General features: G+C 73.9%; 14 protein-coding genes. 7 read left to right on the top strand and 7 right to left on the bottom strand.

Features of this window, described 5'->3' with window-relative positions; all coding sequences use genetic code 11:
• Nucleotides 1-53: 53 nt before the first annotated feature.
• From WMF24_RS18140 to WMF24_RS18130, 3 genes are all read right to left on the bottom strand, one after another.
• On the bottom strand, nt 54-2,387 hold the full coding sequence (locus tag WMF24_RS18140) for a peptide ABC transporter substrate-binding protein (protein WP_437737680.1): 2,334 nt from the start codon (nt 2,385-2,387) through the stop codon (nt 54-56).
• 181 nt (nt 2,388-2,568) lie between these two features.
• Complete coding sequence (gene galE / locus WMF24_RS18135) at nt 2,569-3,585, bottom strand: UDP-glucose 4-epimerase GalE (protein ID WP_437737679.1); 1,017 nt, start codon at nt 3,583-3,585, stop codon at nt 2,569-2,571.
• A 293-nt stretch (nt 3,586-3,878) separates the two neighbouring features.
• The gene (locus WMF24_RS18130) at nt 3,879-6,299 is read right to left on the bottom strand and encodes a peptide ABC transporter substrate-binding protein (RefSeq protein ID WP_437737678.1); all 2,421 of its coding nucleotides are present in this window, start codon (nt 6,297-6,299) and stop codon (nt 3,879-3,881) included.
• A 424-nt stretch (nt 6,300-6,723) separates the two neighbouring features.
• Between WMF24_RS18130 and WMF24_RS18125 the strand changes: the two genes are divergently transcribed.
• Entirely contained in the window at nt 6,724-11,145 is a 4,422-nt protein-coding gene (locus tag WMF24_RS18125) for a hypothetical protein (RefSeq protein WP_437737677.1), read from the top strand.
• Here WMF24_RS18125 and WMF24_RS18120 read toward each other — a convergent pair whose 3' ends face one another.
• The gene (locus tag WMF24_RS18120; RefSeq protein WP_437737676.1) at nt 11,146-12,153 is read right to left on the bottom strand and encodes an OmpA family protein; all 1,008 of its coding nucleotides are present in this window, start codon (nt 12,151-12,153) and stop codon (nt 11,146-11,148) included.
• Nucleotides 12,154-12,351: 198 nt separating this feature from the next.
• The gene (locus WMF24_RS18115; protein ID WP_437737675.1) at nt 12,352-13,506 is read right to left on the bottom strand and encodes an RNA polymerase sigma factor; all 1,155 of its coding nucleotides are present in this window, start codon (nt 13,504-13,506) and stop codon (nt 12,352-12,354) included.
• A 107-nt stretch (nt 13,507-13,613) separates the two neighbouring features.
• Here WMF24_RS18115 and WMF24_RS18110 point away from each other — a divergent pair, with 107 nt between their 5' ends.
• The 3 genes from WMF24_RS18110 (at nt 13,614) to WMF24_RS18100 (ending at nt 15,598) form a co-directional block, all read left to right on the top strand.
• Entirely contained in the window at nt 13,614-14,252 is a 639-nt protein-coding gene (locus WMF24_RS18110) for a L,D-transpeptidase family protein (RefSeq protein WP_437737674.1), read from the top strand.
• Between the two features lie 114 nt (nt 14,253-14,366).
• The gene (locus WMF24_RS18105; RefSeq protein ID WP_437737673.1) at nt 14,367-14,792 is read left to right on the top strand and encodes an EVE domain-containing protein; all 426 of its coding nucleotides are present in this window, start codon (nt 14,367-14,369) and stop codon (nt 14,790-14,792) included.
• Between the two features lie 32 nt (nt 14,793-14,824).
• Nucleotides 14,825-15,598 (top strand): hypothetical protein, encoded by a 774-nt coding sequence (locus tag WMF24_RS18100; RefSeq protein WP_437737672.1) that lies wholly within the window; start codon nt 14,825-14,827, stop codon nt 15,596-15,598.
• Nucleotides 15,599-15,744: 146 nt separating this feature from the next.
• On the opposite strand, the gene WMF24_RS18095 is transcribed toward WMF24_RS18100, so the two are convergent.
• The gene (locus tag WMF24_RS18095; protein WP_437737671.1) at nt 15,745-17,004 is read right to left on the bottom strand and encodes a glycosyltransferase; all 1,260 of its coding nucleotides are present in this window, start codon (nt 17,002-17,004) and stop codon (nt 15,745-15,747) included.
• Nucleotides 17,005-17,176: 172 nt separating this feature from the next.
• Nucleotides 17,177-17,998 (bottom strand): fatty acid desaturase, encoded by an 822-nt coding sequence (locus WMF24_RS18090; protein WP_437737670.1) that lies wholly within the window; start codon nt 17,996-17,998, stop codon nt 17,177-17,179.
• 396 nt (nt 17,999-18,394) lie between these two features.
• On the opposite strand from WMF24_RS18090, the gene WMF24_RS18085 reads away from it, so the two are divergent.
• The 3 genes from WMF24_RS18085 to WMF24_RS18075 are packed head-to-tail and all read left to right on the top strand — an operon-like array spanning nt 18,395 to nt 21,168.
• Nucleotides 18,395-19,357, top strand: a complete 963-nt coding sequence (locus tag WMF24_RS18085) for a fatty acid desaturase family protein (RefSeq protein ID WP_437737669.1) — start codon at nt 18,395-18,397, stop codon at nt 19,355-19,357.
• 24 nt (nt 19,358-19,381) lie between these two features.
• Nucleotides 19,382-20,230: a hypothetical protein gene (locus tag WMF24_RS18080; protein WP_437737668.1), complete on the top strand. Its 849-nt coding sequence runs from the start codon at nt 19,382-19,384 to the stop codon at nt 20,228-20,230.
• A gap of 35 nt (nt 20,231-20,265) precedes the next feature.
• Entirely contained in the window at nt 20,266-21,168 is a 903-nt protein-coding gene (locus tag WMF24_RS18075) for an SIR2 family NAD-dependent protein deacylase (RefSeq protein WP_437737667.1), read from the top strand.
• Nucleotides 21,169-21,203 lie beyond the last annotated feature (35 nt).

Here is a 21,203-nt window from a genome sequence, read left to right as displayed (position 1 = left end):
CGGACGCTCGTCGCGGCGCCATGGCGTCGAGTGCGCCGCCCCCATCGTGCTGCTCAGTACCCCTCTCCGAGCCTCCCCGGCGGCGGCAGCTCCAGCGCAGCCGGCGGCTCCCCGGCGGGCCGGTGCTGCCAGTCGGGGTCGATCCAGAGCCATTTGACGAGCTGCGTGTTGCGCGCGTTCGGGAGGAACCCCCTCACCCACGGCTTCACGAGGGTCGGCTTCTCCTCGAAGTAGAGCGGGATCCGGCACATCCCGTCGAGCGCGCGCCGCTCGGCCGCCCGGTAGAGCCGGATGCTCTCCCTCGGATCGGCGATGGCGGCCGCCCTGCGCACCATCTCGTCGAACCCGGCGTCGGCCCAACCGCACCGGTTGTTCGGGCTGTACGAGAGGAACATCCCGAGCCACGTCTGCGGATGGTTGTAGTCGGCGTACCAGGCCAGGCGGATCACCTGGAAATTCCCGTCGCGAAGGTCGTTCAGCATCACCCGCCACTCCGCGTTCCGCAGCGTCACGGAGATGCCGAGGTGGCGCTTCCACATGTCCTGGATGGCGACGGCGACCTGCGTGTGCCCCTCCCCCGTGTTGTAGAGGATCTCGAGCGGCGGAAAGCCCTTCGCGCGGAGCTCGTCTCCCTCGGGGACGACCTCGAAGCCGGCCTCCGCGAGCAGCGCGCGGGCGCGCGCCGGATCGTGGCCGACCTCGGGGCTCGAGAACGGATCCGCGCCGCGCGCCCTGTCCTCGGCCACCTGCTCGGCGTAGCCGGATCCGGTGATGTCGGGCACGTAGTGGGTCGCGGGCTTGCCGAGGCGCGTGATCTTCTCGACGAGCTGCCGCTTGTCGATCGCGAGGTTCAGCGCCCACCGGACGCGCGCGTCGTCGAGCGGCGGCTTCGTCGTGTTGAGCTCGTAATAGACGGTGGAGAGGTACTCGGTCCGCCGGAGATCCTTCTTGCCCGACAGCCACCCGATGTGCTCGTAGGGAAGCTCGGAGTTGTCGCCCAGGTAATCGAGATCTCCTGCCCTGTAGAGCTGCAATGTAGCGTTGTACTGGGCGATCTCCATCCAGACGATCCGGTGGATCCTGAGCGCGTCGCGGGCCCAGTACGCGGGATTCCGCTTCATCGTGATCTCGTAGCGGAACTTCCACTCGTCGAGCGCGTACGGCCCGTTGACGACGATGTTCTCGGGGCGAAACCAGAGATCCGGCTCGCCGCGCGCCTCGAACGGCTCGATGATGTCGCGGCGCACCGGGAACAGGGTGACGAAGCTCGTGAGGTCGGTGAAGTACGGCGTCGGCTGCTCGAGCTCGACGTCGAGCGTCCGGTCGTCGCGGGCCCGCACGCCCACGGCGGTGTCGTCCTCCACGAGCTCGGAGGCGGCGACGAACCCGGCCGCCGCGCCGGACGGCGGCGCCGCCTGCGGCGCGGCGGGGTCGTACGTGGGGAGGCTCGCGTGCGGCGCGACGAGCGCGTAGGCGGCGTCCGGGGACGCGGGCGGCGCGAGGAGGCAGCCCGGGAGGAAGCCGCGGCCCTGGGGGCCCTCGAGCTCGAACCACCGATCGGCCGCGCCGTTGCAGGCGACGGGCGGACCGGCCGCGAGCACGGCGACCTCGGCGCCCCGCCACCCGCCGCCCGGGTCGGCGTCGCGCGGCGCGGGCGGCGGGGTCGCGCCGGCCGCCTCGAAGGCGAGCCGCTCGCCGGCGCCCGTCTTCTCGTCGGGCTCGCTGGTGGTCACGGACGCGACCCCGGGCGGCGGCGCCGCGAGGGGCGTCACCGCCGAGGTCACGCGGGCGGGCGACTGGCCGAGCACGACGACGAACGCGCCCTTCGGCAGGGACAGCGCGGCCGGCGCGTCGGGCCGCGGCGCGCTGCGCAGGGTCGCGGCCTCGCGCAGCGCCTTGAGCTTGCCGAGGTTGAACAGCTCCCCGTTCTTGAGGACGTGCAGGTTCGTCGCGGCGAGCGAGGCCGTGGACGGCCGCAGCACGCGCTTCCACGCGTACTCGAAGTCGTGCGCCGTCACCGGCTTGCCGTCCGACCAGCGCGCCTCGGGGCGCAGGTGGAACCGGAAGATCCGGTTGTCGTCGCTCTGCTCCCACCGCGTCGCGACGCCCTGCACCGGGTGGAGATCGCCCGCGGCGTAGCTCGTCAGCCCCTCGAACATCTGCTGGAGCAGCGTGATGCCCACGGAGTCGACGGCCTTGCCTGGATCGAGGTACTCCGGCTCGTCACCGTTGTTCACGTAGAAGGTGGTGACGTCCTTGCCGGTGCGCGCCGTCGTGCCGACGTAGTCCTCGCGCTCGCCGGAGCAGGCCGCGAGCGCGAGCAGCGCACCGAGGAGGGCGGCGCTGGAGCGCAGGGGGCGCTGGCGATCGAGGGCGAGCGACGTCATCTCCGTTCCTCGCGCCCCGGCGATTCCTTGCATCATGAGAGGAGGAACCACAGAGGCACAGAGGCGAGAGAAGAAACAAACAATCTCTTTCTTCTCTCTTCTCTCTCCTCTGTGCCCTCTGTGCCTCTGTGGTTCAAATTCCCCCATCACGGAGCCAGGAGTGCGCCCGGCAGACGCGGTGTCAGTCCGCGAATCCCTTCGGATTCTGCTCCTGCCAGCGCCAGCTATCGAGGCACATGGTCTCGAGGTCGCGCTCGGCGCGCCAGCCGAGGAGCTCGGCCGCGCGCGACGGGTCCGCATACACCGAGGCGACGTCCCCGGGGCGCCGGGCGACGATCTCGCGGGGGACCCGCTTGCCGCTGACCTTCTCGAACGCGGCCACCACCTCCAGCACGGAGTAGCCGCGGCCGGTGCCGAGGTTGACCGTGAAGCTGTCCCCCACCGAGAAGATGCGGTTCAGCGCGGCCAGGTGCCCGAGCGCCAGGTCGACGACGTGGATGTAGTCGCGCACGCCCGTGCCGTCCGGCGTCGGCCAGTCGCCCCCGAACACCCGGAGCTTGTCGCGCCGCCCCACGAGCACCTGCGTGATGAACGGCGTCAGGTTGTTCGGGATGCCGCTCGGATCCTCGCCGATGAGCCCGCTCTCGTGCGCGCCCACCGGGTTGAAATAACGCAGCGACGCGAGCGACCAGCCCCCGGTCGCCGCGACGTCGCGCAGGATGTGCTCGACCATGAGCTTGGATTGGCCGTACGGGTTCGCCGGCCCGAGGCGGCACCCCTCGTCGATCGGCACGCGCTCCGGATCGCCGTACACCGTGGCCGACGAGCTGAACACGAGCTTCCGCGAGCCATGGGCGCCGAGCGCCTTGAGCAGGCACACCGTCCCGGCGACGTTGTTCTCGTAGTACGCGAGCGGCTGCTCGACCGACTCGCCGACGGCCTTCAGCCCCGCGAAGTGGATCGTCGCGTCGACGGGGTGCTCGGTGAGCAGCCGGTCGAGCAGCGCCGCGTCGCGGATGTCTCCCTGGACGAACGTCACCTGCTCGCCGGCGATCCGCTCCACCCGGTCGACGGCCGCCTTGCGGCTGTTGCAGAGGTTGTCGAGGATGACCACCTGGTAGCCCGCGCGGAGCAGCTCCACGCAGGTGTGCGAGCCGATGTAGCCCGCGCCTCCGGTGACAAGGATCGTCTTGCTCATGTCGTTCTCCCGAGAGGGTCCATGCTGCGAGGGTCCATGCTGCGCTCCCGTGGAGTTGGCCATGGCGCGGGCCAGCGCGTCAATGGGGACGGCTCCTCACGACGCGCGGCCGAGCGGCCTGGAAATCCGCGGTTTCTGCGCGCAACCGACCTGCCGACGGCGGCGTGGCGAAGGGCATATGTGCGCGGCGTACGTGAACGGGCCGGCACCCCCTCGGGGCTCGCCCGAGGGGGATACGGGGAGACCATCGAGGCGCGAGGAGCGCGAGGAGCGCCGCGCCCGGATGCCGCTCCTCAGGGCGCGATCGCCCCGCCCGGGGTCGGGCCGAGCCGGCCTGGCGCCGGGAACTCGAGCGGCGGGAAGGCGATGTCGTTCGACGGGTTGTCGCGCCAGCTCGGGTCGATCCAGAGCCACTTCACGAGCTGCACGCTGCGCGCGTTGCCGATGAACCCCTTGACCCACGGCTTCACCAGCGTCGACTTCGTGTAGAAGTAGAGCGGCAGCTTGGGCATGCTGTCGACCGCCCGCTTCTCCGCCTTGCGGAACATCCGGATGCTCTCCTTCGGATCGGTGGTCGCGGCGGCGACGCGCATCAGGTCGTCGAACTCCTTGTCGGCCCAGCCGGTCCGGTTCTGCGGGCTGTACGAGAGGAGCGTGCCGAGCCACGTCGCCGGATGGTTGAACTCGCCGATCCAGCCGAACCGCACGACCTGGAAATGCCCGTCGCGCACGTTCTTGAGCATCACCTTCCACTCCTCGTTCCGCAGCGTGGCGGAGATCCCGAGGTGACGCCTCCACATGTCCTGGACCGCGACGGCGACCTGCTTGTGCCCCTCGCTCGTGTTGTAGAGGATCTCGAGCGCCGGGAAGTTCTTCGCCCGGTATCCGTCGCCCTCGCGGACGACCTCGTAGCCGGCCTCGGCGAGCAGCGCGCGGGCCCGCTCGGGGTTGAACACGACGTCCGGCGACGAGAACGGATCGACGCCGCGCTTCCTGTCCTCGGCCACCGCCTCGTCGTAGCCCGAACCGGTGTAGTCGGGGACGTAGTGCGTGGCCGGCATCTGCCCCCCCCGCGAGACCTTGTCGACGAGCTGCTGCTTGTCGACGGCGAGGTTCAGCGCCCGGCGGACGCGGACGTCATCGACCGGCGGCTTCCTCGTGTTGAACTCGAACCAGTACGTGGAGAGGTAGTGGAACCGCTCGAAATCCTTCTTCGTCGACAGCCACGTCAGGTGCTCGGCGGGGAGCGAGGCGTTGTCGCCCATGTAGTCGAGATCTCCCGCCTTGTAGATGTTCATCGCGGCGTTGTACTGCTCGATCTCCAGCCAGACGACGCGGTGGATCTTCAGCCGGTCGCGGTCCCAGTAGTGGGGGTTCCGCTTCATCGTGATCTCGTAGCGGAACTTCCACTCATCGAGCGTGTAGGGGCCGTTGACCACGATGTTCTCTGGGCGGAACCAGAGCTCGGGCTCGCCGCGCTTCTCGAACGCCTCGATGACGTCCTTGCGCACGGGGAAGAGCGTCACGTAGCTCGTGAGATCGGTGAAGTAGGGCGTGGGCTGCTCGAGCTCCACGTCGAGGGTGAGATCGTCCCTGGCCCGGACGCCGACGGCGCTGTCGTCCTCCACGAGGAGCGCGTCGGGCACGAAGCCCACCGGCGGCTCGCCCTGCGGGGCCGGGGCGGCCGCGGCGTCGTACGTCGGCAGGCTCGCGTGCGGCGTGACGAGCGCGTACGTCTCGGGCCGGGGCGCGGCGCCCGCGCGCGCGCCGTCCGCGGCCGGCGTGAGCAGGCAGCCCGGGAGGAAGCCGCGCGCGCCGCCCCGGTCGAGCTCGAACCAGCGGTCGGCGGCGCCGTTGCACTGGCACGGCGGGCCGGCGCGGACGATGTCGACGACGGCGCCCTGCCAGCCGCCGCCGGGCGCGGGGCCGAGCGGCGGCGCGCCGCCGTCGGCCGCGCCGAGCACGAGCCGGTCCTCGGCGCCGCCCTTCGCGTCGCCCTTCGTGAACGTCACCGTCGCGGCGCCCTCGGGCAGCGTCGCGAGCGGCGCGATCGCGGTGTCCACCTGGATCGGCGAGCGCGCCAGCACGACGACGAACGACCCCCTGGGCAGCTCGATCGACGACGGCGCGTCGGGCCGCGGGGCGGCGCGGAGCGGCGCGGCCTCGCGCAGCGCCTTGAGCTTGCCGAGGCCGAAGAGCTCGCCGTTCTTGAGCACGTACAGGTTCGTCGCGGCGAGCGAGGCCGTGGACGGCCGCAGCACGCGCTTCCACGCGTACTCGAAGTCGTGCGCCGTCACCGGCTTGCCGTCCGACCAGCGCGCCTCGGGGCGCAGGTGGAACCGGAAGATCCGGTTGTCGTCGCTCTGCTCCCACCGCGTCGCGACGCCCTGCACCGGGCGGAGGTCGCCGGCGCCGTAGGAGGTCAGCCCCTCGAAGAGCTGCTGAATCAGCGTCGAGCTCGCCGAGTCGTTCGATTTTCCCGGATCGACGTACTCCGGCTCCGAGCCGTTGTTGATGTAGATGGTGTTCGCGTCCTTGCCGACGCGCGATGTCGTCCCGGCATACCCGCCCTCGTCGCCCTGGCTGCACGCCGCGAGCGAGAGGGACACGAGGCCGAGCGCCGCAACCGCGCCGCGCGCCACGCAACCGGCGCTCCCGCCGCCCTCGCCGCCCCCCGTGCCGCCGGCACCTCGTCCTACCGGAGCCCGTCGCATACGGCGGAGGTAGCACGGCGCCGGAGGGGCAGGAAGACCGTGGCCGCCCGGTTCGAGCGCGCGGGACTCCTCATCACGTCGATGTCCCCCGCAACGACGATTCGGGGTCGCGACGGCGCAGGAGCGCCTGGATTCGTGCGCTTCGACCCAGGCGGACCGCGGCGCCCGCGCCGGTATGTCGGGCCGCTCGGGATCACGTCATGAAGACAGGATCCATCGGACGATGGAAGCGGAAGACGGCCCCGCCTCCGCCGCGGTCCCATCGCGTCTCGTTCAGATACGCTCGAAGCTCTCGGTGCCCCGAGCGGTCGCGCAACGATCGGATCGCCTGCGCGCTCGCAACCCTTCGGGCCGGCCGACCTCATCCTGCGCGCGAGACGATCGCAGCCAGCCCGCCGTCTTCGTGGTAGGTCGCGCGCCGGTCATGCTGCACGATCGCGTGGTCTCCTCGTCGCGCGCGCGCTCGGTCTTCTCGGCGCTCGTCCTCGGGCTCCTCGCCGCCGGCTGCGGCGGCGCCGGCACCCCGGGCGCCGCGCCCTCGGCCGCGGCGCGCTGCGACCCGGCGCACCTCGAGCCGTGCGAGCGCGCCCTCGCCGCGGCCGTCGCGGAGGGCCGCGCGGCGCGCGAGCTCGCCGTCGGCTACGTCGAGGCCCGCGCCGCCCGGAACGCCGGCGACCCGTGGGCGCTCCTGCTCCGCGACCTCGACCGGCGCGGCCGGCCCAGGCCCAGCGCCGCGGTCGTCGTGGAGGCCGGCGCAGCGGCCGCAGGCGGCGCGCGGGGCGGCGGCGCGGCGGACGCCGTCTGGATCCGCGCCGCGCCGCTGCCCGCCCCGGGCGCCCTCGAGGCAGAGGCGCTGCTGCTCGCGCTCGGCGAGGCCCTCGGCTACGAGCACATCGTCCTCGCGCGCGCCCGCGGCGGCGCGGTCCAGCTCTTTCCGCGCGACCCGCTCGCGCCGTTCATGGCCGGCGTCGCGCCCATCGCGCGCGCCGACGCGTCGCTCGCGCGCGCCGCGGACGACATCGCGCTCGCGGCGCTCGTGCGCCGCGCCTTCGGCGCCGCCGGAGCGTTCCGCTACGTCGAGGCCGCGCGCGCGGCCGACGACCTCGCGGCCGCCGTGGAGGGGCGCGATCCGGACGACGAGCCGGCGCTGCGCGGCCGCTACGCGCTGCAGCTCCTCGCGACGGCCGGGATCGCGCTCGACGACGAGGGCGAGCGCGGCGCGACCGGCGCGCCCGCAGCAGCCCGGCAGGGCGCTCCGCCCGCCCGTGAAACCACGCCGTACGGCGATCTGCTCCGCGTGCGCACGGCCCGGGACGGCCGCGCGGCGTGGCGCGCCCGCGGCGCCTCGGTGCTGCGGGGCGCGCCCGCGGACCGGCGCGCGGCGCTCGACGACCTGCTGGGCAAGGCCCGCGGCTGCGGCCGGGGCCTCGCGCCGCCCATGGAGGGCCCGCGCGACCTCGTCTTCGCCGCCGAGCTCGCCGCAGCCCTCGACCCCGGCGACCGCGCCGCCGCGCCCGCGGCCGGGAGCGCCGCGCCCGGCGCCACGGCGGCGCCGGGCGGTCGGCTGCCGCTCGAGGCGTGGCTGCCGCGGTACGAGGCGCTCGTCCGCGCGGTCGACAGGACGAGCACCGCGTGGGCCCACGCGCCGAGCCTGCTCCACGAGCGCGGCCCCGCGCCCGCCGCGGGGCGCGGCGGCAGCGCCGTCCACGCGCGCGTCACCGAGCTCGGCCTCGCGCACCTCGCCGCGCTGCGCGCCCTCGCCGAGGCCGAGCCGCGCCGCTACCGCGCGCTCGCGCAGATCCCCCTCGCCTACAGCCCCGGGGTGCTCACGGACGAGCGCCTCCGCGACGCCATCGTCGACCTCACGCAGGTCGCCGTGCAGCGCCGCATGGCCGAGGCGCGCGATCCGGAGGACGTCCTCGGCGCGGCGCTCGCCGGCGTGTTCGCGGGCATGTCGTACCCCCCCGAGGTGCAGGCCGCGCACTTCCTGGCCCTGCAGGGCGCGCTCACCGCCAAGCTGCGCGGCGACCTGACCGCGCAGACCGGCTGGGGCGTCGCCGGCCTCTACGCCGCCGACGCGCTGTACCGGATCGCCTCGGATCAGGCCCCCGACCTCGCGTTCTCGTCGGCGCAGATCGGGCGCGCGCTCTCGCCCGACCCGGCGCTCCCCCACCCCGGCCTCGCGGCGCTCGCCGCGAGCCTCTCGCGCTACGCCGCGCTCGGCGCCGCCGGCGCGCTGGATCCGCGCGCGACCGACCCGGCCCGCTTCCCTCCGGAGCGCCGCGCGGCGCGCGACGCGCTCCGGCGCGCCGTCGCAGGGCTCGCGACCCCCGAGGGCGGCGCCGGGCCGGCCGACGCCGCCGCGCGCCACGACGCGCCGCCGCCCGGCCTCGTCGAGGACGTCGCCGCGCTGGCCGACGGCGTGCTCGCCGTGCTCCTCACCGAGCGCTCGCGCAAGCCGCCGCCCGCGCCGCCCGCAAGGGATGCCTGCGCCGCCGCCGGGCGCGGGCCGAGCCCCGAGGCGCGCCGCGCCCTCGCGCGGCTCGGCGACGTCCGCGGGCGGATCCTGCGCGCGCCGCGGTTCGAGCAGGACGACGGCGCGTGGGCGCGGCGGGCGCGGCTGCTCGTGACGCTCCTCTCCGACGCGATGGACCTGCTCGCGGCGCCGGCCCGCGCGCCGTCGCGGAGCGCGCCGGAGCCCCGCGTGCGCTTCACCCTCCCGACGGCGGACGCCGAGGCCGCCGTCGCCGCGGGCCTCGCCGGGTGGGCCGACGCCGATCTCGCGGACGCGCTCGCCGGCGGCTACGCGCTCGCCCGCGCGCTCCTCGAGTCCGCCACCGCGGAGCGCTTCGCGCAGGAGAGCGGCGCCCCGCTCGGGCGCGTGCTCCGCGGGCTCTCCGCCGCGCTCCGCGACGGCGCGGCGCGCCCCGGCGCCCCGCAGGGCCCGCCCGGCGCCGCCCTCCTCGACGCGCTCGCGTCGATGCCCGCCGCCGGGGCAGGCGCCGACCTCCGCGGCCTGTTCGTCGGCTACGCCAGGGCGCTCTCCGCCCTCGGGCTCCGCGACCAGGCCGACCTCGCGCTGCTCACCTCGCTGCTCGGCGCGGCCGTGCTCGGCGCGCCGCCGTCGCCGGAGGCCGTCGCGCTCGCGAACGAGCGCGGCAGCCGCGTCGCGTGGGCGCTCTCGTACCTCGGCGAGATCGCCAGGGCCCGCCACGAGATCGCCCCCGATCCGTCGGCCTACGCGGACGCGATGCGCAGCGCGCCGGACGACGCGTGCCAGACGGCGGACGCGGGCGACGTGCTCGCGATCGTCGGCGCGGCGCGCGACTTCGCCGCCGGCCGCCGCGCCGAGGCCCGCGACGCGCTCGATCGCGTCCTCTCCGACGCCGACGCGCGCGGCCTGCGCGTGCCGCGCATGACCTACCGCTACGAGGAGAAGACCGCGACGCGCGTCTTCTCGCTCAGCTTCGACGTCTCGTACGGCGCGGGCATCCTCGAGGGGGCGACCGGCTTCCAGCTCGGCCTCGGCCTCCGCACCCGCGGCGAGCCCGAGGGCGCGCTCACCGCGGCGCTCGCGCCCGAGGGCTCGCCCCGGAGCGACGAGGACGCGGCGCGCGCCTACGTCAGCGCCGCGGCGCTCGCGGCCGCCTACCACTTCCTCGACGGCGACGCCGAGCGCGGCGCCGCGGCGGCGCGCCGGGCCATCGCGGCGCTCTCGTTCGGCCTGCGGCTCGGGCCGCGGGCGCTGCGCTCGGACCAGCCGCTCGCCTGGGGAAAGGACGCGCGCGCGCTGCTCGCGATCGACGCCCAGCTCGCGGCCGAGGCCGGGCACCCCTTCCTCGCCGGCGACCTCTGGACGCTCGTCCGCGGCCTCCTGCCGCCGGACGCCGACGACGCGGCGGTCGCGGCGCTGCTCGATCCGCTCCCGATGGGGCTCGCCGCGGCCCCGGGCCTCGGGCCGCTCGTCGCGCGGACCGCGCGCTCGCTCGCCGTCGTCGCCGCCCCGCTCGCGTGCACCGCGGCGAAGGTCGAGCTCGGCGGGTACGAGGAGCCCGCGTGCGACGCCTACCCGCTCGCGCTCTCGCTGCGCATCGCGGACGTGCTCGGCAAGCTCCCGCACCTCCGGCGCGCCGGCAGCGCGGCGGCGTGCCCTGTCCTGCGCAGCCTCGACGGCTTCCTCACGGCGGCGGAGCGGGGGACGTACGACCCCGACGCGTTCACGGCCGCCGTCGACGCGCTGCGCCGGAGCGGCCGGCTCTACGACGCCGGCGTGATGCTCGCGCGGCAGCGGCGCGAGGGGCACTGCGGCCCGCTGGTGCTCGAGGCGGCGCGCGCGCTCGGCCGGGCGCCGTCGCTCGGCCCGGCGCTGCGCGCCGACCTGCTCAGCGTCGCGGTGCGCTGCGCGGCCGCGGCGCTCGACGCGAGCGTCGTCGACGACGTGATGGCGCTCGACGGCGAGACGCGCGTCCTCCCGGACCTCGGCCGCAACCGCAAGGTCGTGCTCTTCGCGACGGAGCTCTCGGCGCGCGCGCAGCGCTGGGACATCCTCGCGAGGCTCGCGCGGCAGCCGGATTTCGTCGCCCGCTGGCTCGGCGAGAGCGACGACACGGCCGCGGCGGCGCTCCTCATCGAGGCCGCCGCGGCCGCGCTCGCGGGCGAGCCGGCGCCGCGCGACGCGCGCGCCCGCGGCGCGCACGAGCGGCTCTGCGGGCAGCCCCCGGGCGGCGATCGCGCCGCGCTGTGCGCCGACATCGAGCGCCTGCGCGCCGGCGCGCTGCCCGAGGCGCAGCGCCGGCAGCGCGCGAAGGAGGCGCTGGAGCGCCTGCTCGCCGCCGAGCGGGGGTAGCTACTTCACGCTGGCGGGCTTCGTCTCGGCCGGCTTCGTGTCCGCGGGCTTCGCGTCGGCCGGCTTCGTGGCGGCGTCGGCGGGCTTCGCCTCCGCGGGCTTCGCGGCGGCGGGCTTCGCCTCCGCGGGCTTCGCGGCGGCGGGCTTGGCGTCCGCCGCCTTCTGATCCACCGGCTTCGCGTCGGACGCCTTCGCGGTGGTGCCCTTCGGCGCGGTGGCGGGCACGCCGGCCGGCTTGAGGCCCTTGGTGATGGCCGCGGCGCACGCGAGCTCGACGCCGGTGTCCTTGCCCTCGAGCCGCATGATCTTGATCTCGACCCGGCGGTTCTTCTCCTTCGCCTCCTCGGTCTCGCCCGCGTCGAGCGCGCAGTGCGCCCCGTAGCCGGCGGGCCGCACCCGGTTCTTCTCGACGCCGAGCGCCACGAGCGCCTTCACCACCGCGTCCGCGCGCTTCTTCGTGAGCGTCACGGTGGCGTAATCGGTGCCGACCTTCTCGGAGTAGGCCGCGACCTCGACGAAATCGATCTGCGGATTCTCCTTGATGAGCCGGGCGATGTCGGCGAGGAGCTCCTGCGAGGCGGGCTCGATATCCGGCTTCCCGGCGGCGAAGGAGATCTTCTCGTTGAGCTTCAGCTCGTTGCCTTCGAGAGCGACCCTGGGGACGTCGGGACACCCGTCATCGTCCTTGTAGTCGTTCTTGACCTCAGGCTCGTTCGGGCACTTGTCCGCTTCGGCCACGATGCCGTCGCCGTCCGGGTCGTTCGACTTGCAGCCGTCCTTCGCGTCGGGCGGCAGGCCGTCTTCCTTCTCGGCGACGCACTTGTCCGTGCCGTCGTCGATCACGCCGTCCGCGTCCGCGTCGGGGGGCGGCGGCGGCGGCGCGGGGGGCGGCGGCGGCGCGGGGGGCGGCGGCGCCGCGACCTGCACCTGGGGCTCTCTCGCGCAGCCGGCGTTCGCGACGAGCAGCGATGCAGCGAATGCCAGTCCAAGCCATCTCGTGGTTCGCATCTCCTGGGCTCCTCTCCTTGGCGTCCTTGATTGCGCCGAGCGCCCGCGTGTTTAGACGACTGCGCCGGAAACTGCGAGATGTAATCGCACCGCCATCCGCCGGGAGCGGGTCAGATCTCGCACACGCGCTGACAGCCCCGCTGGTGAGCCATCGAGATCGGCCCGCTCGGGCGCGTCGCTTGCTTTCCCTGCGCGGTCCTAGCGTTTCTCGGGCGGGAGCTCGATCTTTTCGGGCGCACCACGCTTCTTCAGGTCCAGGCCAGACGGCCTCGACTTCAGGCCAGACGGCATTGGCTTCTTCGGCTGGAACCGCGTCTCGGCGGGCCCGATCGCGCTGGAGGTGGGGACCGGCGAGAGCGGCGGAGCGCTCTTCGTGGTGGGCATCGGCGCGGGTGGCGGGGTCGTCTCCTTGCGCGGCGGGGTCGTCTCCTTGCGCGGCGGGCGGGCGTTGCGCGGCTCGGGCGAGGGGCTCACGTCGGTCCTGTCGCTCTCGTGCGTCTTCCCGTCGAGCACGGGCCCCGGGCCCCTGCTGTCCATCGGCGCGCGGAGCGCGTCGAGCGCCCGCTCGCGCGCCGCGGCGACGTCGGGCGCCCCGCGGCCCGCCGGGTCGAGCCGGTCCGCCTCGTCGAGCTGGTCGAGGCACCGGCGCCACGCCGCCTCCTCGCAGGCGCGCAGCGCCTCGGCCCGGAGGGAGCGCGCGCGCTCCAGCGGATCCATCGGCGCCTCGGGCAGCGCGCGCGGCGGCGGCTCGGGCAGGGGCGCGACCTCCGGCAGGTCCTTCGCCGACCGCAGGAGCCGGACGACGACGATCGCGAGCAGCGCCAGCGCGGCGACCGCGGCGAGCTCCGCGAGCCAGCGCTCGCGCATCCACCGCCGCATGCGCGACACGCGCTGCCGCACCCGGGCGGCGGGCACCTGCTCCTCGGCGGCGATGCTCTCGAGCTTCTCGCCTTCCCCTTCGCGGGCCATCCACGAGAGCGTCTGCCGGGCGTCGCGGGTGGCGGCGGCCTGCTCTTCTGCCCAGCGCGCGAGCTCGCGCGCCTCGACGGGCGGCGGGCCGACCGGCAGGTCGGGCAGCTCGGCGGCGGCCTCCCGCGACGAGCGGCGGTGGTGATCGGCCACCTTGTGGCGCGCGATCCCGAGCAGCCAGCGCCGGAGCTCCGTCGGGTCGGCCGGGCGCGCCGGCGAGGCGAGCGCGTCGCAGAGGACGGTCTGCACCACGTCGTCGACCTCCCCGCCGGGCACGCGCCGCCGCACGAACTCCTCGAGGGCCCGGCGGGTGCCCGGGTCTGCGAGGGGGTGCGTGGCGGGGGTGCGGTGCTCGGTCGTCATGGGCGTCAGCGGCGTGCTCATCGACCTCTGCATCGCGCGGCCGCCGCGGAGTGTGACGCGCCCGATCGAGAATACGGCAGCCCCCGGTCGGGCGTCACACTCCGCGGCGGCGCGCCGACCGGCCGGGCATGGTCCTCTGGCTCCCCGCAGTCCTCGCCGCGGCGTCGTTCGCCGCTTCCTTCGCCCTCGCGGCCCCCTCCCTCACCGTCGGCCCGGAAGGCGCCCCGACCGCCGCCGCGCCCACGCCGGGCGCCCCTGTGGCCGTCGCGTCCACGTCCAGCGCGGCCGCCCTCGCTTCCAGGCCCGGCGCCCCCTTGCCGCGGGTCACCGAGATCCGGATCGACAAGAGCGAGCACACCCTCGAGCTCGTCGCGGGCGGCGAGGTCGTACGGTCCTATCGGGTCGCGATCGGGCCGGGCGGGCCGGGGCCGAAGCGCCACGAGGGCGACCTCCGGACGCCGGTCGGCACGTACCGCGTCGCGGGCCGCATCAAGGGCCTGTTTCATCAGTTCCTGATCGTGAGCTACCCGAACGAGGAGGACCGGCGGCGCTTCGCCGAGCTCAAGCGCCGCGGCGAGGTCCCGCCGGGCCGCGGCATCGGCCACAGCATCGGCATCCACGGCGTCGGCGGCGGCGCTCTACGTGCACGCGCCGGTGCGCACAAGGAGACCGACTGGACCCTCGGCTGCATCGCGCTCGATGACGACGAGATCGACGAGGTCGCGCGGCGAACGCCGGACGGCGCCAAGATCGTGATCACCGACTGAACGGGCGGTGCTAGGGTAGCCGGTCCAATCGGCGGGCTGTCCGTCGAGTCCGTCGAGGAGGAGAGCGCGGCGGCCCGACCGGCGCCGCCCTCGTGCCTTCCCGGGAGATCGTGCATGTCTCGCCGTTACTGGCTGATGAAGAGCGAGCCTCAGAAATATTCGTTCGCGCAGCTCATGCGCGACGGCCAGACGATGTGGGACGGCGTCCGGAACTTCGAGGCCCGCAACAACATGCGGGCGATGAAGGCCGGCGACCTCGTGCTCTTCTATCACTCGAACGAGGGCCTGGCGGTCGCGGGCGTGGCGCGCGTCAAGCGCGAGGCGTACCCGGATCCGACCGCCGACGCGGAGGAGGACTGGAGCGTCGTGGACATCGAGCCGGTCGCGCCGCTGAAGGTGCAGGTGACGCTCGACACGATCCGGGGCGACGAGGCGCTCGTCGAGATCGCGCTCTTGAAGCGGTCCCGCCTGAGCGTCGTGCCGGTCTCGAAGGAGCACTTCGACCGCGTGCTGAAGCTGGGCAAGACCAAGATCGCTTGACGCGGGGACCCGGGGTAACGACTAATCCCGGCGTGAACCTCCGCCCTCGGGCCCGAGCCCTCGCTCTCTCCTTCCTCTTCACCGCCGCGTGCGGCGGCCCGCCGACGCCGTCGCCGATCGAAGGCGAGCCGGTCTGCCCTGACTTCGAGATCGGCGCGACGCGCGCGCCCATGCGCGGGAGCCTCCGCTTCCCCGTCACGCTGACGGTGCTGGACGACGGCGACCCGCTCACCCGCGCGACGATCACCGGGCGCCGGTCGAGCGACGCCCCGGCGACCCGCATCCTGCTCGCCGACGAGGACGCCGAGTACGAGATCCAGTGGGCGCAGTGCGAGAACCAGCGCGCGCCTCGGGCGCGCACGCTGGCGCACGAGACGAAGGACACCGCCGAGTACGCCTGCGGCAACGCGACGGTGTACAAGACGGACAAGCTCGTCACCCGGAAGGGCGACGCCGCGTCGCGCACGCTCCGCTTCGCGGCGCCCCCGAAGCCGGAGTGCTGGGAGAGCGAGGTCCCCCCGGCGGAGCCGCCGCCCGCGCCCCCCGCGGCGCCCGACCAGCCGCCGCCGGACGCGGGCGCCGACGCCGATGCTGGCGCCGCAGAAGCGGGCGCCGCCGGTGCGTCCGCCGCGCCGGTGGACGCCGGCGCGCCCCGCGATGCGGGCGCCGCCACCGCGCCGGTGGACGCCGGCGCGCCCCGCGATGCGGGCGCAGGCGGCGCTGCGAAGCCTCCCCGCGCGGGGTCCACGGACGCCGGCGCGACCCCGCAGGGCACGACCCCGCAGGGCACCCCGCAGGGCAGCTAGGCTAGAGCGACGAGCGGGTTGAACCCGCCTGAAACGAGCAGAACTTGGAACCGCCAAGGCGCCAAGAACGCCAAGAAATTGTCTTCTTCTTGGCGCCGTTGGCGTCTTGGCGGTTCATTTCTCGCTCGCTCGACGTGCTCGGCGTTCTAGCCAGAGCGCGAGAGGTAAGCCTCGATCCAGCGCCGGCCGGGTTGCTCTCGCTCGAGCGTGACGAGCTCCTCTCGCACGAGCGCGACGTTCGCCTGGACGGCGGCGTCGGAGGGCAGCCTGCGGATCGCCTCCTCCACATCCGCAGCGGTGACCGAGCTGGCGTCGAACGCCGCGCCGAGACCGTGATGGCGGACCCGCGCCGCGTTGCCCGGTTGATCGAAACGGCCAGGGATCACGACGACCGGCTTGCCGTGGTAGAAGCACTCCTTGAGCGATCCGAGCCCGCCGTGCCCGAGGACGACGCAGCTCCGCTCGATGAGCGCGAGCTGGGGCGCGAACCGGACCTCGATCAGATTGGACGGTCGCGCTGCCTCCCCGGGGCCGCCCTCCGGCATGGCCATCACGAACTGGTGCTCCGGCATCGCGGCCGCCACCTCCGCGGCGAGCCCGCGGAGCGCGAGGGTCTCTCGGCGACGGTGCGCCTGGCTGCCTCCGCTGATGTAGACGAGCGGCCGCCCATCGAGCACCTCCCAGGGGAACGGGACCTCCGGACGCTCGAGCCAGAGCGATTCGGCATGGATGCGCCGGTCGGACGGAGGTCGCGGGAAATCGAGCCGCGATGGCCCGAGCACGATCTCGGGGAACTCGGGCAACTCCATCTCGAACGACCCGCGACGATCGATCCGTTCGAGCGGATACCCGTAGCGGTGGACAAGGCTGGCGAGCTTGATCGCGTGATAGCCGCCCTGGTCCGCGCGCGACCGGAGCAAGGCTTCCCAGGCCTCCTCCGATCGCGCGAGGCCCTCGGCCGAGGCGTCGTAGGGGAGCGGGCTCGACAGCGGAGGCACGCCGGGCGCCCATCCTTGAGGCAACGACGTCGAGAGCCGCAGGCACGGGAGGCCGAGCGACCACGCGCTCAGCATGAGAAAATCGTTGAGCGCGTCGGCGAGGACGAGGTCGGGCCTCGCCTCCCGCAGGCGTGACTCGAGCGCTCCGCTCTGCAGGTACTGGCCATAAGCGGCGAACCGCGCGGCCAGGGTCTCGGCGGTCTCGGGCCGGCTCTCGGTCAGGGCCCCGCGAGGGAAGACGGTCTCGAAGACGGGGACGAACCCGAACCCGCGCTCGCGGACCCACCCCTCGAAGTCCGCGACCCCGAGGTAGACGACCTCGTGCCCCGCGCCGCGCAAGTTCCTTGCCAGCGACAACGTCGGAGCGAGGTGGCCGAGCTCGGGGAGCATGCCCAACGCGATCTTCATCTTCGTCCTCCTGCTCGGCACCGAGTGCCCATGGAGCGCTTCGATCCAGACTCCGTACCTCACCCCCGGCTCGATTGTCAACGCACGCGCCGTGTTCCGATATCCGCCGTATCGGGCGATGGGTGATCGACGCCGTGATCGGCGAGTGCTCCCCCGGGCGGCGCGGCGCGCGTCAGGAGCGGCCCGGCCTCGTGATCGGCAGCCCCGGCTCCAGCTTGGCCGGGTTGAACATGCCGGCGCGCTTGTGGTGGTTCGCGTGCATGTAGATGCCGTGCCAGAGCAGGTTGCCGAGCCAGTAGAACCCGTGGTTCAGGTTCACGGGCCTGAAGTCGCCGTCCGGCGAGGCCGCGTTGTGCGTCGACCAGTTGAAGTGCACGAGGTGCAGGAAGCCGACGATCGAGGCGGGCACGAAGAGGAAGAAGAACCCTATCGGGCCGAGGAACACGTACCAGCACGCGATGAGCAGCAGGTTCGTCGCGTAGCTCACGTACGCGCGCGCCCGCTCGTAGCGGCGGTTCTCGGGGGTGTCGCCGTAGAGATCGAAGTAGATCTGCTGGAGCTGGCGCTCCACGTTCACCACCGTCTTCACCAGGAACACCCAGTAGCTCGACACGACCGGGTGCGGATCCTTGTCGACATCGTCCGAGTAACGGTGGTGCCGCTGGTGGATGACCTCCCATGACGCGAAGCGCGTGAGGACCACGAGCCCGCAGAGCTCGCCGACCAGCCGGTTGATCGGCCGGGGAAAGTTGTTGTGTGTCGCGTTGTGGATGAACACGCTGCAAAGGATCTGCGCGTGGCACATGAGCGGCAGGAGCAGCCACAGCCGGTCGTCCCATCGCGCGATGAGCGGCTCGTGCCCGCCGAGGAGCATCGCCGGGAGGAGGGTCGCGCAGACGAGCGCATAGAACCCGTCGTAGTAGAGATAGAAGTACCGGTTTCGCCGGAGCTGCGTGAACGGCAGCGATGTCAGCGTGGAGACGATGACAGACATGTGCTTGTGCCCCCTCGCGCCCGAGGCGGCGCTCCCCGGCGCGGCTCCGGTCGCGCAGCGCCCCCCGCGCCCCGGGCTGCTGTCGCCTGGACCCGATCATCCACGGTCCACGGTCCAGGGGTACACCGCTTCCGCGTGCCCGTCCATGCGCCCGTCACCCATGGCTGGATTCCAACACCTCAGCAAACGAACGCCCGCTTCGCATGCGGCGCGTCGCGCGTCGCGCGTCGCGCTCCCCGCGACGTTCCGCGTGCGAAGGCGAGTTCGCGGGCGAACGGGACTCCCTGGAACGTGCGCCGCGGCGCGATCGGCGGGCGCGGCGCGATCGTGCGGGGCGCGCCCGCGCGGCGCCCCTCAACATTGTTGGCGCCGAGCAAGGATGATACTCACGGTGACGTGACCGAGAGCCCCGCGCGAGCCGCAGCGTCCAGCGAGCCCTGGCTGGTGAAGCACCCGGCCGAGTGGCGCCAGATCGGCATCGTCGCCGCCTACCTCGGCGCGCTCGCGTCGATGTACCTCGTGCCCGCGTGCCGCAACGCGCTCGTCTTCGCCGCGGCGTGTTGCCTGAGCTTCCTCAACGCGGTGGTCATCCACAATCACCTCCACCAGGGCATCTTCCGCAGCCGCCGGCTGAACATGCTCTTCCGCTGCGTGCTCAGCTTCGGCGCGCTCTACCCGGCGTCCGCCAACATCCCCTCGCACAACCTGGTCCACCACCATTTCGACGACGAGGGCCAGCCCGACTGGGCAGCACCGGAGCACGTCTCGTTTCGCTGGAACCTCCTCAACCTCATCCATTTCCCCAACGTGGCCGGGCCGAACACCTTCGCCGGCGTCGCGCGCTGGAAGGCGCTCGCGGGCCGGCGCGAGTTCGTGCGGCAGTACCGGGCCGAGATGGTCTTCGCGTTCGGGCTCACCGCGGCGCTCCTCGTCGCCGACCTCTGGGCGGCGCTCTTCTTCGTCGTGCTCCCGCAGCTCTACGGCGCGCGCTGCATCCTCCGGATCAACCTCATCCAGCACGACGGGTGCGACACCCGGAGCGAGTGGAATCACTCGCGCAACTTCGTCGGGCGCGCCTTCAACTGGATCATGTGCAACAACGGCTACCACACGATCCACCACAACCGGGCCGGCCTGCACTGGTCGGTGCTCGCCGAGGCGCACCGGCGGGAGGTCGCGCCGCGGATCGATCCGGCGCTGAACGAGCCGAGCATGCTCGGCTACCTGGCCCGCACGTACGTGCTCCGCTTCCGCCGGCCCGCTCCCCGCGACGTCGCGCGGGCCGAGCTGGCCGCCCCGCCGATCGATCTGTCGCCCCGCGATCTCCGCCGCGCGGAGGCCGAGGCGGCGGGCGTGTAAGCCTGCGTGTAGGCTGGCCGAGCGATGCTGTCCAAAGAGCTCATGGGCGTCCTCGCCCTGATCATCCTCTGGGTGAACACGCTGCTCATCGTCGCGGCCACGCTCAAGCAGCTCGCCGCCGTCGCCGCGACGCTCCGGCGGCTGAGCCCGCCGCCCGGCGCGGGCGACGCGCTGCTCCAGGCGCGCGTCCTCTGCGGCGACGGGCGCGGCGGCGCCCTCGCCGGGCACCGGATCGATCAGGTGGGCCGGGCGGGCGCCGAGCGCGGCGCGCGCGAGGAGATCGTCTTCGCCGACCGCGGCGCCGGCGGCGAGATCTACGGCGGCGTCGTCGTCGCGGGCGGGCGGGAGATCGCGATCGCGCCCGCCGTGGAAGGCGAGGTCTGGGTGTCGCGGGCCGAGCTGCGCGCGGCGTCCGCGTGCCCCTCGGAGGCGCGGTTCGACGAGGCCTACCAGCACGCGCGCAAGGCGCGCGGCTTCTCCAGGACCGTCGAGGCCATGGTCTGCGCGGGCGCGCCGGTATGGCTGCTCGGCGCGGTGGATCGGGACGCGGGCGTCGTCGCGCGGATGCGCCCGGTCCTCGTGTCCAGCGTGGAGCCGCGGGCCCTCTGCCGGTCGAAGATCGCGCTGCTCGCGCTCGGCGCGGCCGGCGTCCTCGGCGCGCTCGTCGGGTGCACCGCGCTCGCGCTGTGGCGGCCGCGCTTCGGGCCGGTGAGCACCGCGGGCGCCGCGCTCTGCCTCGCCTTCTTCCTGCTCGTCCAGCCGCTCGGGACCGCCCTGCGCGACGCCGCGCGGCCCCCGAGCGCCGCGCCCGCGCGCGGCCGCTGGGTGCGGAGGCGCGCGCGCGGCGCGACGCAGGCGATCGTCTCTGGCTGACGGCGAACCGTGGTACGTTGACCACCGACCCATCGATGAACTTCCCGCGCAGCCTGGTCGAGGCGCTCCGCCGCAAGCAGCTCGTCCCGTTCGTGGGAGCGGGCGTCTCGATGGCGGTACGGCGGGCCTCCGATGGGAGCTCCCTCTTCCCGAGCTGGCCTGCGCTGATCGCTCGCGCGGCCACGCGCCTCGAAGAGGAGGGCCGCGCCAGGGACGCGGCGCTCGTGAACGCGCTGCTCGCGCTCGATACGCCGCGGCTGCTCGAGGCAGCGCACGAGGCGAGGCGCGCGCTCGGGCCGAACTGGAGCCGCTTCCTCGTCGAGCAGCTCAGCCCGGACGCAAAGGACGTGCAGCCGGCGTCTCTCGATCTCGCGCGGCTCGTGTGGGGGCTGGGTAGCCAGCTCGTCATCACCACGAACTACGACGCCGTGCTGCGCTGGGCGTGCCCCGATCCCGGCAACTTGCGCGAGTGGAACATCGAGACCCCATCCGGGCTCGTCGAGCTCCTCCAGGGCGCGGTGCAGCGGCCCACGGTGTGGCACCTGCACGGCAGCATCCACCACGTGGACGACATCATCCTCACGCCCGACGGGTACACGGCGCTCTACCCGCCGAGCCCCACGGTCGAGGTGCGCTACAGGGCCGCGCTGGAGTCGCTGCGCACGCAGATGGCGGGGCGGACGCTGCTCTTCGTCGGCGTCAGCCTGGAGGATCGGGTGTTCGGCGATCAGCTCCGCTGGGTCTCGGAGGCCTTCCGGGGCGCGGCCGGGCCGCACTTCGCGCTCGTCCGGAGCGAGGATCGGAAGGCGTTCGAGCGGCGCGCCGCCGAGCTGCCGGTCGAGGTCGTCGAGTTCGACGCGTTCGGCGAGCCGCTGCACGCGCGGCTCCGCGCGCTCGCGGCGGCGGCGCCGCCGGAGGGCAGACCGGACCCTCGCTAGCCCCTCGCCATGCAGGCACCGCTGGCGAGGGGGCC

It is taken from the genome of Sorangium sp. So ce1335 (assembly GCF_051521615.1).
Classification (GTDB): Bacteria; Myxococcota_A; Polyangia; order Polyangiales; family Polyangiaceae; genus Sorangium.
The sequence above is the reverse complement of the archived record's forward strand: the minus strand, read 5'-3'. Positions and strand labels throughout refer to the sequence as shown.